At 33.1% G+C, this 13,542-nt stretch carries 14 protein-coding genes; 4 read left to right on the top strand and 10 right to left on the bottom strand.

The genetic code is table 11. The annotated features are described in order from the left end of the window. Nucleotides 1–188: 188 nt before the first annotated feature. The 4 genes from O1Q06_RS03465 to O1Q06_RS03450 all read right to left on the bottom strand — a co-directional run bounded on the left by O1Q06_RS03465 (nt 189) and on the right by O1Q06_RS03450 (nt 4,136). Nucleotides 189–1,643 (bottom strand): IS4 family transposase, encoded by a 1,455-nt coding sequence (locus O1Q06_RS03465; protein ID WP_410542423.1) that lies wholly within the window; start codon nt 1,641–1,643, stop codon nt 189–191. A gap of 245 nt (nt 1,644–1,888) precedes the next feature. Continuing rightward, nucleotides 1,889–2,680 (bottom strand): prolipoprotein diacylglyceryl transferase, encoded by a 792-nt coding sequence (gene lgt, locus O1Q06_RS03460; protein WP_410543017.1) that lies wholly within the window; start codon nt 2,678–2,680, stop codon nt 1,889–1,891. 6 nt (nt 2,681–2,686) lie between these two features. Next, a complete protein-coding gene (gene smpB / locus O1Q06_RS03455) occupies nt 2,687–3,136 on the bottom strand; it encodes an SsrA-binding protein SmpB (RefSeq protein WP_410543016.1) in 450 nt (149 codons plus the stop codon). 88 nt (nt 3,137–3,224) lie between these two features. Further along, a complete protein-coding gene (locus O1Q06_RS03450) occupies nt 3,225–4,136 on the bottom strand; it encodes an ankyrin repeat domain-containing protein (protein ID WP_410543015.1) in 912 nt (303 codons plus the stop codon). 103 nt (nt 4,137–4,239) lie between these two features. Between O1Q06_RS03450 and O1Q06_RS03445 the strand changes: the two genes are divergently transcribed. Continuing rightward, the gene (locus tag O1Q06_RS03445) at nt 4,240–4,761 is read left to right on the top strand and encodes a Na+/H+ antiporter subunit E (protein WP_410543014.1); all 522 of its coding nucleotides are present in this window, start codon (nt 4,240–4,242) and stop codon (nt 4,759–4,761) included. Here O1Q06_RS03445 and O1Q06_RS03440 read toward each other — a convergent pair. Then, nucleotides 4,754–5,047 (bottom strand): hypothetical protein, encoded by a 294-nt coding sequence (locus O1Q06_RS03440; RefSeq protein ID WP_410543013.1) that lies wholly within the window; start codon nt 5,045–5,047, stop codon nt 4,754–4,756. The two genes, O1Q06_RS03445 and O1Q06_RS03440, sit on opposite strands and share 8 nt — an antisense overlap. A gap of 389 nt (nt 5,048–5,436) precedes the next feature. Between O1Q06_RS03440 and purN the strand changes: the two genes are divergently transcribed. Continuing rightward, on the top strand, nt 5,437–6,003 hold the full coding sequence (gene purN, locus O1Q06_RS03435) for a phosphoribosylglycinamide formyltransferase (protein ID WP_010402201.1): 567 nt from the start codon (nt 5,437–5,439) through the stop codon (nt 6,001–6,003). On the opposite strand, the gene O1Q06_RS03430 is transcribed toward purN, so the two are convergent. From O1Q06_RS03430 to ribF, 4 genes are read right to left on the bottom strand one after another with little or no spacing between them, the layout of a single operon-like run. Further along, nucleotides 5,997–7,319: a M16 family metallopeptidase gene (locus O1Q06_RS03430; RefSeq protein ID WP_213863774.1), complete on the bottom strand. Its 1,323-nt coding sequence runs from the start codon at nt 7,317–7,319 to the stop codon at nt 5,997–5,999. The two genes, purN and O1Q06_RS03430, sit on opposite strands and share 7 nt — an antisense overlap. Then, nucleotides 7,306–8,634, bottom strand: a complete 1,329-nt coding sequence (locus O1Q06_RS03425; protein ID WP_410543012.1) for a M16 family metallopeptidase — start codon at nt 8,632–8,634, stop codon at nt 7,306–7,308. The genes O1Q06_RS03430 and O1Q06_RS03425 overlap by 14 nt, the downstream gene beginning before the upstream one ends. Nucleotides 8,635–8,650: 16 nt before the next feature. Continuing rightward, nucleotides 8,651–9,115 carry a signal peptidase II gene (gene lspA / locus O1Q06_RS03420; RefSeq protein WP_410543011.1) on the bottom strand — a complete coding sequence of 155 codons (465 nt, stop codon included), beginning with the start codon at nt 9,113–9,115 and terminating at the stop codon, nt 8,651–8,653. Then, nucleotides 9,112–10,044 carry a riboflavin biosynthesis protein RibF gene (ribF, locus tag O1Q06_RS03415; protein WP_410543010.1) on the bottom strand — a complete coding sequence of 311 codons (933 nt, stop codon included), beginning with the start codon at nt 10,042–10,044 and terminating at the stop codon, nt 9,112–9,114. The genes lspA and ribF overlap by 4 nt, the downstream gene beginning before the upstream one ends. A 70-nt stretch (nt 10,045–10,114) precedes the next feature. Between ribF and O1Q06_RS03410 the strand changes: the two genes are divergently transcribed. Continuing rightward, on the top strand, nt 10,115–10,486 hold the full coding sequence (locus O1Q06_RS03410) for a glutaredoxin (protein WP_006015443.1): 372 nt from the start codon (nt 10,115–10,117) through the stop codon (nt 10,484–10,486). A 95-nt stretch (nt 10,487–10,581) separates the two neighbouring features. Beyond that, nucleotides 10,582–11,454, top strand: a complete 873-nt coding sequence (locus O1Q06_RS03405; RefSeq protein ID WP_410543009.1) for a hypothetical protein — start codon at nt 10,582–10,584, stop codon at nt 11,452–11,454. A gap of 239 nt (nt 11,455–11,693) precedes the next feature. Here O1Q06_RS03405 and lepA read toward each other — a convergent pair whose 3' ends face one another. Further along, the gene (gene lepA / locus O1Q06_RS03400; protein ID WP_410543008.1) at nt 11,694–13,490 is read right to left on the bottom strand and encodes a translation elongation factor 4; all 1,797 of its coding nucleotides are present in this window, start codon (nt 13,488–13,490) and stop codon (nt 11,694–11,696) included. Between the last annotated feature and the right edge of the window lie 52 nt (nt 13,491–13,542).

Genomic DNA, 13,542 nt, shown 5'->3' with positions numbered 1-13,542 from the left:
TTAAAAAACCCATAAAACCCTTAGCTAAACCAAGAGAAAATATACTATAGTATTTTCTAAAATGAATGATAAATTTCCATTATGGTATTACCAACCAAAAGTTGTAAGTCTATACATTTATACATTAGAGGTCTGAGGCGGCTTTTGATGGTATGCCAACAGTATTCTATGGGATTCAAATCTCACTTTTACCCACAACTTTGAGAGGTCATTATGCGAAGCATAACCATGCTTTCCCTGAGGTTTTCATAACCACGCCATAGAGTCATAGTTCCTGGTAAATTATCACTTTTTCTATTCATAAATCCACCTAATTTTCCTAACCAAATAATAGCTTGTTTTATGTTTGGAGGTTCTTCTGGCAATTTGGCTACTTTATGCTCACGTATGTAAAGGGTTTTCCACTCTTCATTACTTAAAACCTTAGTACAAACCTCCATAGGATTCGATAAAGCGATTTTTGTTAAATATAAAATATTAAATGCAATAATGCTCTTTATAGCGATTAATTTCTCTAATCTTTCTTTTGTAGCTAAACGAGAGCTTTCTACCTTACATCCTGATTTTAAAATCCTAAAATACTCCTCGATTTTCCATCTTAGCTTATACCAATTTATCCTTTCTATAGCATCTAAAGTGCTATTAACTGGTACATTAGTCAGCAAAGTCCAATCAATAGCTTCTACTCTTTCAGGAGGATTTGTTTCTTTGGCACTTACTACATATATAGCGATTTTATCACTTATTTTATGCTCTGTATCTTTCGATCCATAAATGTAAGGAGATCTGATAGGTATATAGCCTTTCATATACCTGACTTCAATGTTAGCTTTTCTTGAGATCTGGTATTTATTTTCAGCAACATTCAAGACAATTTCCTTTTTTACAGGCAGTTGAGTTATACGTGTTTGCAAATCCGTTTTTCCCCCTTCAATACAGATGAATTTCCTATTAGTTCGGTTGCGGATTACATAAAAACTGTCCAATGATTCAACAGTCCATAAAAACTTAAAAATATCTGCTTCCCTATCACCAATAGTAACAAGCTGTACACCTTCTGCGAGGTTATTTAGGGTTTCTTTTAGTGCCGCTATCCACTTATAGCTTTCTTTCTCCTTTATAGCAGTACGGTATTTCCTGTTTGCTTTTTCTTGGGCTGTTTCTTCCCTGATAGAACGTGCCCAACACTGTTGAGAAGATAGCCCTAAAGGTAATCCGTCTTTGTTAACCATTAAGTTACTGTGCAATAACAAACCCTTTTTATATTTTGTATAGGCTTTAGAAATACTACCTAGACCCTTAGTCTTTATATGAGAGTCAAAATCCAAATAACTTGTATCTTGAACTGAAAATACCAGCTCATTTCCTTTTATCCTTTCCATAGTTTCTTTATAATGGGAAGAATAAATTTCCTTAGCTTCAAGCTTCTCATTGCTAAATAATCTGTATGCACCTTTAGCTTCTTTCCATCCTACACAGCTTTGACTAATTGACCCAGACGCCTTATTCTCTATTAAATAGCTTGTTTTAATAAGTCTTGTATTAAGCCTTACATCTCCCAGATTAACATGTCTCAACTCTTTTTCTAGCCATTTATCTCCTAAGCCATCAGCACATTGTACATTTCTATTTACTTCACACATTTTTACCTCATCTTAAGTATATTTTTCTCTATCTTACTTGCTTTTTATACTTGTGGGTAAAAGTGAGATTTGAATCCCATAGAACACTGTTGGCATACCATCAAAAGCCGCCTCAGACCTCTAATGTATAAATGTACAGACTTACAACTTTTGGTTGGTAATACCATAATGGTAATTTATTATTCATTTTAGAAAATACTATAGATAAACTTCTACTATATTTTTTTATTCAACTTACCTCTTGTCTATTGAATAGATTTTGTATTAAACCTAAAATTCAACGCACCTAAATATATAAGCATTCCCAACAAAATCATAGGTATAGAAAGCAACTGTCCCATAGTTAAATTGAACCATAAATAGCCAATTTGATAGTCTGGCTCGCGGAAAAATTCAACCATAAAACGTGCTACTCCATACAACATAACTGCAACTCCAGTTGTTGCACCATAATACAATCTCATTTTGTTCAAGTAAAATAGTGAATTTACAACTACGAAAAGTAGCGCTCCTTCAAAAAATGCCTCATAAAGTTGGCTTGGATGGCGCAATAAATTATCACCACTTTCTGGAAATACCATACCCCACGGCATAGTTGTAACCCTGCCAAATAACTCTCCATTTATAAAATTACCTATGCGGCCTAGAAGTAAACCTATCGGAACTCCACAAGAAATTAGATCCAGTGTGTAAAATATAGGAATGTTATGTCTTCTACAGGAGATTATTACTGCAAGCAAAACTCCTATAGCACCGCCATGAAATGACATACCTCCTTCCCAGGTCTTTAGTATTTCGATAGGATTGCTTATATAGAGAACTCGATCATATATCAATACGTACCCAAGCCTACCTCCAAGGATAATGCCTATAATAACGGCTGTTAATAACGAATCGTAAAAATTCTTAGTAAATATTTTTTGATTGTCTAGCTTATGTAAATACCAATATGCAAAAACTATACCCAAAACATATGCTAAAGAGTACCAATATATAGAAACAGGACCGATGCTAAAAATAACTGGACTTAAAGACATATTTTACTACAAATTATTCTTAGACAATCTACTTTTCTCACGTTCCCACTCTCTCTGCTTTATGGTTGCTCTCTTATCATGGAGTTTTTTTCCTTTCACAATGGCAATTTTAGTTTTTGCCAACCCTTTATCATTAAAATAGATAGAAAGTGGCACAACAGTTATTCCAGAGGTTTTGATTTGAGCAATTAGCTTATTTATCTCTTTTTTATGCAAAAGCAATTTTCGTTCTCTTTTTGGCTTGTGATTCTTTTGGTTTGCAGCTTTATACTCTGCGATATGCATATTGTTTAGCCATATTTCACCTTTTTTTTCGGTAACGTAAGCATCAGAAATGTTTGCTTTTCTTTCCCTTAGTGATTTTACTTCACTACTTAAGAGGATCATACCTGCTTCAAATTCTTCTAAGATAAAGTATTCAAACCTTGCTTTTCTATTTTCTGCAATAACTTCCATATCTAAAGATATCTTTAAGCTTCAATATATTACAGAACTTTTGGTTTAATTCATAACAAAACAATTATCTCAGTAAATGCAAGTTTGGTTAAAAAAGCTCCAATCTTCCTGCAAGTGTAATTTGTTCCACTCTTCCTACTGCCATTTCAGCCCTAGGACTAGCATTACCTGACAAAGAACTTATCACATCTTTGCAGCCCCATTCAATAGCACAGTGTAAAGGAGCATATCTATTATTGTTCTGTTTACTAACATATGCCCCACTTTCAATTAAAATATCTCTTATACTTTCATGATCGCTAGCAAAATGCAAAGGAGTGCGTCCACAACTATCCCACACATTAACACATGCTCCATGTTCAATCAGAGTTCTTACTATGTTTTCATTATCACTTTCAGCAGCAAAATGCAAGGGAGTGCTTCTATAATTATCCCACGCATCGACATATGCTCCGTGTTCAATTAGAGCTATTACTATGTTCTCATAGCCACTCTTAGTAGCAAAATGTAGAGGAGTGTGTCTATCATTGTTCTGCGCGTTAACATCTGCTCCACATGCAATTAGAGCTCTTACTACACTTTCATTCCCACCTTCGGCAGCAAGATGTAAAGGTGTACATACATCATTGTCCCACGCATTAACATTTGCTCCACTTTCAATTAAAATATCTAATATGCCTTTGTGGTTCCATTCAGCAGCAAAATGTAAAGGAGTGCATCCATCGCTGTCCCATGCATCAACATATGCTCCATATTCAATTAGAGCTATTACTATGTTCTCATAGCCACTCTTAGCAGCAAAATGCAACAATGTAGTTTCTACAGGATCTAGATCACTATGTGTAGTGAATATATGATTGATATTAAATCCACTATCTTCCCACCTCCGTAAATCAATTCTTTCTAATTTTATTTTTATTCGTTCAACTATGTTGTTCTTGCTTAAACCTGAAGTATCATTTATTTCTTCAAGCATTTTTAGAAAATCATCAAGCGTCATAATCTCCACTACTTATTAAAATAACTTGGTTATTATGTTCTTTGACACAAAAATCAAGAACTTTTTATTTTTCTAAAAAATCATTTAAGTTATACTCCAAATCATGAAAGTCAGGCAAAATATTAAGTTTTTTTCTCTATCATTTGTGATTTTGTCTTCTCTATGGATTACATTGTCTGGTTATTTTGAGCCTTTTTTTATTCTCTGTGGAGTATTTTCTTCTGTGTTCACATTGATTATCTTTAAAAGGTTAATTGATGCTGAAAGTGCCCTTAGTCAAATTCTAAATGATAGTGGTAGGCTGTCACTTTGTCAGCTTATAAGTTATATACCTTGGCTAATTTACCAAATTATTTTTTCAAGTATTTATGTAACAAAAAAGGTGCTACGATTCAAATCTACAGTTGAGCCAATTGTTATTGTAAGAAAATGCATAGGACATAATGATAAGACCATTGCATTATTTGCTAACTCGGTTACGATTACTCCTGGAACTTTAACTATCAATGTTGAAAAGAAGCAGAAAACATATTTATCTACCATATGTTTGATAGATAAAGATCTTGAAAGTGGCATTTCTGAAATAGAAGGTAAAGTCTTAAAAATGCTACACCTAGTTAAGTAATTGCTTTAAATAAGTTAACAGCGTCTCTGTATTCTCTTCTTAGGCTTTCAAGCATTTCTTTTGGAAGGCTATCAATAACAGTAGAACATAAATAATTGTACAAATCTTCTAGCCTTGATATGTTATTTTTCTTCTTGCTGTTGAATTTGTACGGAAAAATGCCCTCCATAATTTCAATATCAACAACCTTATTTAAAAATGCATTTTCACTTGTTATGCTTATTCTTGTAAGTATAGTATTAATTTCAGGTTCATTACTCGTATAAATATCTGATAATTCTGCCATTTTAATGACGTATAAAGTTACTACTTTTGATAAACAATTATCAGAATATTCACAATTTTTTATTACCTCCCACTGAGTAACCTGAGACTTGCTTGTTTTTGCATTGCTTGGTAATTTATTCATTGAATTTTCTCCATTTAATTCAGTGTAGTAAATTATACTAATACTTTGTTAAATAAATAATAACGCAGCCATAAAAATATGCATTTATTTACCATAAATTGTTTAATATACCTAAAATGAAATGTTAAAGTTACTTCAAACTGAATGATTTCTTTAATTCCATGTTATCCAGCAGTGTAAAATATTGCTACACAATAGTATTTATTCTAAAATAAACTTTCCTTTTGAGCTATTTTATTAATATCCATTCTTACGGCTGCACTAAAATGAAAAAGATAAAACTCGGAATACTAATTTCAGGTAGAGGATCAAACATGCAGGCTTTAATAGAAGCATGTCAAGATCAGAATTTCCCTGCTGAAACTGTGTGTGTTATCACAAATAATAGTGAAGCTGGAGGCCTTAAAATAGCAAAGCAAGCAGGAGTTTCAGCGTTTGTTGTTGAAGATAAGCCACTTGATACTGATAAAATTCATGAAATACTTGTTCAACATAAGGTTGATTTAATTTGCCTTGCAGGGTTTATGAGAATTATAAAGGCCAATTTCCTGAATAAATGGCATAACAAAGTTATAAATATTCATCCCTCTTTACTTCCGTCATTTAAGGGCCTAAATGCTCAGGAGCAAGCTCTGAAAGCGGGTGTAAAAATTACAGGATGTACTGTGCATTATGTTACTCCTGAAATTGATGCTGGAGCCATAATCGCTCAAGCTACTGTTCCAGTGTTACCAAATGATGATGTTCACAGTCTCTCAGAGCGCATTCTAGCTGAAGAGCATAAGTGTTATGTAAAAGCAGTAAGATCAATAGCAGAAGGTATTAACTATTGACCTTGAGCGTTTCTTCCAACTTCAACAAAAAATAAATTTTCAGGATTCAGTAAAGAACTTGCCAGCTTGTTTACTTTTTCCAATTGAACATCATTAATGATATTTGCATAATTATTTATATGGTTAATATCACGATCATCTATCTGCATACTATCCAGTAACGTTGCTGTATTCGCATTATTGGATAGAAAAGAGAAGATAAGGTTATTTACTAAACTGGTTTTTGCATCCTTGAATAATTGTTCGTCAATTCCTTCCTCTTTTATTCTGCTAAATGTATCTTTTACTGCTGATATAGCTTTGCTAGCAGTGGAACTATCAGTACTCATAAATCCAGATATAATATTTCCATGCTTATTAGGAACATTACGTGCACTAACACCATAAGTAATACCTAGATTTTGTCTCAACTCTTTCATCAGTATTGAGTTTAGACTCATACCACCAAGCGCATTAATCAAAACACTAGCATTATAGTAATTAGGGTCTTCATATGCTATGCCTTTTTGAGCAAAAAGTATTACACTCTGTGGTATATCCATAAAAACGCTCTTACTTTCTGCAGGCCCAAATTCATTTTTTACAGATACCTTCCTAACTTTCGATCTTTTTGATGGTAACTTAGATAAATATTTATCGAGCAGCGTACTAACTTCTTCTTTTGTTGCACAACCAACAATACTAATAACGATATTATCCTTAGTAAAACTACGCTTTATGTATGTTAAAACATCGTCTCTAGTAATGTTCATTATAGTGTCTAGAGTTCCATATGGATCTCTTGAGTAAGGATGTTTTTTGAACAACAATGTATCTAACTCTTTTGCAGCAATAAAATAAGGGTCTTTTTCAAAATTATTAAAGTTTACTTTGGCTTTTTCGAATACTCTATTTAACCCCTCAGGATCAACTTTAGGGCGCATTATAGCATCACTCAGTAGTGAAATTGCATCCTCTAGATTCTCAGATAAAGTATTCAATGAAACCCTAAATGCTTCTAAACCAGCAGTAAAATTTAAACTAATTCCTTTATCCTCAAGCTTTTTCGCAAAATCTTTGGCATCATTTTTTCCTGCTCCTTCTTGAATTACAAGAGAAGTAAACCAAGCAAGCCCCTGCTTTTCTGCACTTTCATACACACAACCTGCATCTTTGAATGATATATTAAGTGAAACTTTTGGTAGATCATGGTTTTCAACAAATAAAAACTTAAATCCTTTATTAGTAGTAACCTCCTCTATATTTAAGTGACTGCTTGCTTGCAAATTAAAGCCTAGACAGAAAAAAAATAGAAATACATATTTACTTATCTTCATTATTACCTCCTTTTGGTAGCAAACGACCAACTAATTTATTAGTAGAAAAGATAGAGTGAACTTTATTATTTACATCCTCTAGATTGACATCATTAATTTTGCTATATGAGATGTCTATTTCATCAAGTGGAATACCTAGTGCTAGACGTGGTATATAAAACATTGCTATATTAGTTAAATCAGATAGATTATCAAGCTGTGCTGCTTTGTATTTAGACTTTGTACTTTGCAACTCTTCACTTGTTATTCCTTCAGAGTTAAAGTGATTAATAGAATTTTCTAACTCTCTTGCAACAGCATCCAAATTCACCCCGCTTTTTGGAGTTACCCGAATCTCAATGTAACCATTACTAAAAGCTAAGCTATTATAATAAGCAAACACTTCTACTGCTACATTCTTATCTAGAACTAAATCTTTATATAGCTTACTAGACTTGCCATTCCCCAAAACATCAACTGCCAAATCAACAGGAAAAGTTTCACTTATTTGCTCAAATAAAGGAACACTATAGCGAAAGTATAAAACTGGCTCTTTTACTTCAGTGCTTTCTAAAATTACCGATATATCTGCATTATGTATTGAATCTTGGTTCGGATAATGCTTCACTACAGGCTCAGCTTTAATTGCACTATATTTTTCCTTTGCTAATCCCACTACTTCTTCAAATTCTACATCACCAACAACGAGCAGTATAGCATTACCTGGATGATAATAGTTATCATGAAACCTTGTTATGTCATCTTGATTGTAAGTTTTAATATCGCTCTCCCAACCAATAACAGACCTACCATAACCATTACGATAAAATGCACTGTTCATTTCCTCCCATAGTAAAGCTTCAGGATTATTATCAAATCTCATCTTTCTTTCTTCTAATACGATATTTTTTTCTCTATCTATTTTGTCTTGAGTAACATCAAAATTGCCCATTCTATCTGCTTCAATTTCCATTGCTAGTGGTAAATCTTTTTTGAGAACTAATTCGTAGTAGCAGGTGTATTCTTTAGTGGTAAAAGCATTAAATTGGGCTCCAATGCTGCCCAAAGTGGATTCTATGTATTTAAATTTTCCTGTAGTTTCAAACATTAAGTGTTCAAAGTAGTGAGCCAATCCTGCTTTGCCAATTGGGTCATCCATTCCCCCAACTTTATATATTATTGCATGAAAAACAGCTGGAATTCGGTGATTAGGTACTACATAAACATCCAATCCGTTACTGAGCTTAGCATGCTTTATGATTTCAGCTTCCAAAGAAATCGGACAAATGAAAAAAAACACAGATAGTATAAAAAAACTAAAGAATTTGCGAAGCATTATTTCATTCCTCATTTTACTTAGAGATAGACCTATCATATATATACCACTTATATAACGATGTACACATTCCACAAACTATAGATAGATCAGCTAAATTAAAGGCTGGCCAATACCAATCATTGATATGAAAATATATGAAATCATATACAGCGCCCCAATAGATTCTATCAATTACATTTCCGATCGCTCCACCAATCATCAGAGAAAAACTAAGGTAAATTGACTTATCATTAGATTTATATATCAAGTATGCAAGTATACCAATTATTAATACTGAACATGCCGAAAAAAAGAAGCTGCCATGCGGCAGAGTACTACACATTCCAAAGCTAATTCCTGAATTCCAAACTTCCACTAATTTCATAAAACTAGTAATCTCGATTGACTCCCCCTCATCAATCAATGAGTTTATATACAATTTACTTGTTTGATCGAATGATACTATAATCAATATAATAACTAAACATATCCTTTTCATAAATTTACCTTTAACTGGTAAGCCTTCATTATATCACGATCTATCTGTTTTGTTAACTCGTTAATACTATGGAATTTTTTTTCTGCCCTAATAAATTTTAAAAGTTGTATATCAACCTTAAAATTGTATACATTTTCGTTGAAGTCAAATATATGCATTTCTACTATAGGTTTTTTTAAGTCCTTAAATGTAGGTCTCATACCAATGTTGACTACTCCATATAGCCAACTTGAACTATTTTCAGAAAATGCAACTTTGGCGTAATATGTACCAAGCTTAGGTTTTATCATGTAATCTTCTATCGGAATGTTTATGGTTGGAAACCCTATTTCTCTACCTCTACATGCACCTTTTGTTACAATACCAGAAACTTGATAAGACCTACCAAGCAATTTATTAGCAATTTCTATTTTGCCTTTTTGTAAACATTCCCTGATTGAGGAAGAAGAGCAAATTTTTCTATCGATTATCAATGGCTCTAATTTAGTTAAAGAATATTCATACACCTGAGAATATTTTTCTAGAGTTAATATGTTACCCAATCGTTTGTGACCAAAAGTACAACTTTCTCCAACAATTATATGTTTAGCACCATACTTCTTTACCAAAATCTTACCAATAAAGTCATCGCAGCTAACCTCAGAAAAACCTCTACTAAAATTAATAATATACAAGTAATCTATACCATAGCTGCTGATTAGTTCTTTTTTTTGTTCTTGGTCTATTAACCTAAAATTGTTCCTACTAAATAAAACAGTTGATGGGTGAGGCTCAAAAGTTAAAACTGCAGAGGGTAATCCTCTTTCTTGTGCTACCTTCTTTAGATTGGAAATTGCAAACTTATGTCCTAAATGAACGCCATCGAAATTTCCGAAAGTTAGTGCCACATTATCTTTTATCCCTTGCTCACAGTTGTAAATAATTTTCATACAATTTGATATTTTATATATATATTTTTTATATATAATAGTTGTATTTTATAAACTATGGAGATAAATCGTGAAAAACACTAAAGGAAAAGTTGTAATATATGTGAAGAAGTACTGCCCATTCTGCAAGAAAGCAAAAGAGTTATTGGATGAAAAAGGTGTGAAATACGAAGAAATTGATGTACTTAGAAACTCGGATTTGTTTGACGGTATAAAATCAAAATATAACGTCAGGACAGTTCCACAAATTTTTATTACTGATGAAAATGGTGATTATGTACATCATATTGCTGGATGTGACAAATTGATGGATCTTGAAAAAGAAGGAAAGTTGGATAATATGTTAAATAACAATGAAGATAGCATTAATGCAACAGCTTACACAAGCGGCAGTGATGAACACGAGGGATGTAATATAATACATAATGAAGATTTTATGTGATTTTTTTGTCTTACTGTTGCTGGCATACCCACTTTAAACAATTTTTAATGAATTAAAAATACAATTCATCTAGTGAGTTTTTTTAGTGGGAAAAAATGATAAAAAATATTATAATTGTTAGCAAAAACTTAATTAGCATTGAATTAATTAACAAACAAGATTTAGAGAGTTTCATCAAGATTTTCACAGTGCTTGATAAGCATATAGCAGCTAAAACTCTTTTTACAGAAGAAGTGACAATAGAGTATAAACAACACAATTGCATAGAAGTTGTTGAATTGATAAAAGATACAGGTTTTACATATCATGATGTTGAGAATGTGTTAAATCACCTAAGTAATCATGGAATGAAAGTACCAAGTAGCGTTATAGCAAGCACCCTTTCTTCTTCATACAATCACGCACTTGAGTCTAAGGATGTAGCATTTGCCTGTTCTAAAGGGTTGCCACAATTTTACATCAGGGTAAATAAGAATACCTTTATAATGACTCCTATAAGTGAAGAGAATCTGGAATTGAATTCGCAAAATAGCAAAATGCTTATAGAGTCATTAAAGAGCGAAAAAAGCACTTATGATTTCATAGTGGAAGAAAATATCATCAAAGTTATAGTGCATTCTGAAATACATCAGGCTATAAACTCGATTATAAAATCACTTATAAAGTCTTGCCTTTTAGCAAGAGATGAAGAAGAAAAATTCAAAGAGAAATTAAGACAACTTGCTTTTAAAGATCAAGCTTTCGTTGAGTATTCTAGCATCAAAACCATTCATAGATATCCGAATAACCATCCTCTGAGAAAGCATGAAAGTGTTATTAAAGATATAGAAAATATTTTATGTGATTTCATAATAAATGAGAACAGCGGGTTTGCTATAGAGCGGTTAAATAGACTGGGCTCAGAAGTCTCTCCAAATACTCCAAGAATCATCACTAAAACTATAGATAAGCTTGTTAAGTTTCACTAAAATGTTGTTGGAATGGTTTTAGCCAATGTCTACATATATCTGATTTTTACTGATTGAGTGGAGAAATTGAGCTGCTCTCTGTCATCCCAGCGTTTAACACTGGGATGATTTCGTTGTATTGTATCTTATATAGTGTTTTACAAATTCACATAGCTATTTCAAATTTACCCATATCAATGTCAGTAAATTTATTGAGAAAATATCACTTAGTTCTTTAAATTTATGTTTTTGGATATATATTAATCATTTATTTTCAAAGCCTCAATAAAAGCATTTTGTGGGATGTTTATGTTTCCCACAGAATGCAATCTTTTCTTACCTTTCTTCTGCTTTTCAAGCAGCTTCATCCTTCGTGTGACGTCTCCACCATAGAGCTTGGCTGTTACATCTTTTCTATACGGGTTAATCGTTTCTCTAGCAATAATTTTTCCGCCTACTGCCGCTTGAATCGCGATTTTATATTGCTGGCGTGGTATCAAGTCTTTCAAACGTGCACATATTTCACGGCCTCTTTTTTCTGCCCTGCTTTTATGAACAATGCAGGCTAACGCATCCACAGGTTCTCCATTAACTAAAAAACTTAATTTATCTATCTGACTTTCCTGATAATCGGATATTTCCCAATCTAAACTTGCATATCCCTTGGAAATTGATTTTAGTCTATCGTAAAAATCAAAAACAACCTCAGACAGCGGTAATTTATACTTCAGTAGTGCTGTTGTCGTGTTACCAACATAAGATAAATCCTGCTGTTCTCCTCTCCTCTCTTCACACAGAGATAGAATCTCTCCTAAATATTGATCAGGTACCATTATAGTTGCAGTGATCCACGGTTCTTCCACTATTTCAATTTTTGTAGGGTCTGGCATATCGCTTGGGTTATGGATATTTAAAACTTTACCATTTTGTGTTGCAACTTTATATATAACACTCGGTGCAGTTGCTGTTAGATCTAAATCAAATTCTCTTTCGAGTCTTTCTTGAATGACTTCAAGATGTAGCATTCCTAAGAAACCGCAACGAAATCCATAACCTAGGGCATTTGACGTTTCAGCATCAAATGTAAAACTAGCATCATTTAAATGTAATTTTTCTAGTGCTTCCCTTAAATATTTAAAATCATCTGTGTTATTGGGAAAAATACTGCAAAATACTACAGGATGTACTTCTTTAAAGCCAGGTAATGCCTTGCTGCACGGCCTTTTCTCTTCAGTAAGAGTGTCTCCTACTTTGCAGTCTGCTACTTCTTTCATTGAAGCAGTTATAAAACCAACTTCACCTGCTGAAAGTTCACCAGTCATAACTTTTTTAGGAGTGAAAATACCGATATTATCGACCTGATATGTAGCATTATTAGACATCATAACGATTCTCATGCCTTTTTTTAGTACTCCATTTTTAACTCGCACTAAAATTACTACTCCTAGGTAAGGATCATACCAACTATCAACTAAAATTGCTTGCAGTGGAGCATTTGTATCACCTTGAGGAGCGGGAAGTTTTGTCACTATAGCTTCAAGTACATCCTTTATCCCAAAACCAGTTTTTGCCGATATCAAAATTGACTCACTTGCATCAATACCAATTACTTCTTCAATCTGAAGCTTTATCCTTTCTGGATCTGCAGCAGGAAGATCGACTTTATTAAGCACAACTATTATCTCATGATTATTGTCAATTGCCTTGTAGACATTTGCCAGAGTCTGAGCTTCAACTCCTTGGCTGCTATCTACTACCAAAAGTGAGCCTTCACATGCGGCTAAGCTTCGGCTGACTTCATATGAAAAGTCAACATGACCTGGTGTGTCCATGAGGTTGAGGCAATATTTATTACCATTATTTACAGTGTAATTGAGTCTTACCGTTTGTGCTTTGATTGTGATTCCGCGTTCACGCTCTATATCCATTGAGTCAAGTACCTGATTGGTCATTTCCCTTGTCTCAAGACCGTTACATTCTTCTATCAAACGATCAGCAAGAGTTGACTTCCCATGATCTATATGTGCTATTATTGCAAAATTTCTTATATTGTTCATAGATCTACTTATTTAAGTAGATCTATTTTACATTTTAAGTATTACAAGAGCA

Source organism: Wolbachia endosymbiont of Tetranychus urticae, from assembly GCF_046529255.1.
In the GTDB taxonomy this organism is placed as follows: Bacteria; Pseudomonadota; Alphaproteobacteria; order Rickettsiales; family Anaplasmataceae; genus Wolbachia.
This window is presented reverse-complemented; position numbering and strand designations above follow the sequence as displayed.

Coding starts and splice junctions, on each gene's coding strand:
- O1Q06_RS03405 (WP_410543009.1), top strand. CDS start 10,582: ATGATAAAAAATATTATAATTGTTAGCAAAAACTTAATTAGCATTGAA.
- lspA (WP_410543011.1), bottom strand. CDS start 9,115: ATGAAAAGGATATGTTTAGTTATTATATTGATTATAGTATCATTCGAT.
- O1Q06_RS03440 (WP_410543013.1), bottom strand. CDS start 5,047: ATGGCAGAATTATCAGATATTTATACGAGTAATGAACCTGAAATTAAT.
- O1Q06_RS03450 (WP_410543015.1), bottom strand. CDS start 4,136: ATGACGCTTGATGATTTTCTAAAAATGCTTGAAGAAATAAATGATACT.
- O1Q06_RS03430 (WP_213863774.1), bottom strand. CDS start 7,319: ATGAAGATAAGTAAATATGTATTTCTATTTTTTTTCTGTCTAGGCTTT.
- ribF (WP_410543010.1), bottom strand. CDS start 10,044: ATGAAAATTATTTACAACTGTGAGCAAGGGATAAAAGATAATGTGGCA.
- lgt (WP_410543017.1), bottom strand. CDS start 2,680: ATGTCTTTAAGTCCAGTTATTTTTAGCATCGGTCCTGTTTCTATATAT.
- O1Q06_RS03425 (WP_410543012.1), bottom strand. CDS start 8,634: ATGCTTCGCAAATTCTTTAGTTTTTTTATACTATCTGTGTTTTTTTTC.
- O1Q06_RS03465 (WP_410542423.1), bottom strand. CDS start 1,643: ATGTGTGAAGTAAATAGAAATGTACAATGTGCTGATGGCTTAGGAGAT.
- purN (WP_010402201.1), top strand. CDS start 5,437: ATGAAAAAGATAAAACTCGGAATACTAATTTCAGGTAGAGGATCAAAC.
- smpB (WP_410543016.1), bottom strand. CDS start 3,136: ATGGAAGTTATTGCAGAAAATAGAAAAGCAAGGTTTGAATACTTTATC.
- lepA (WP_410543008.1), bottom strand. CDS start 13,490: ATGAACAATATAAGAAATTTTGCAATAATAGCACATATAGATCATGGG.
- O1Q06_RS03445 (WP_410543014.1), top strand. CDS start 4,240: ATGAAAGTCAGGCAAAATATTAAGTTTTTTTCTCTATCATTTGTGATT.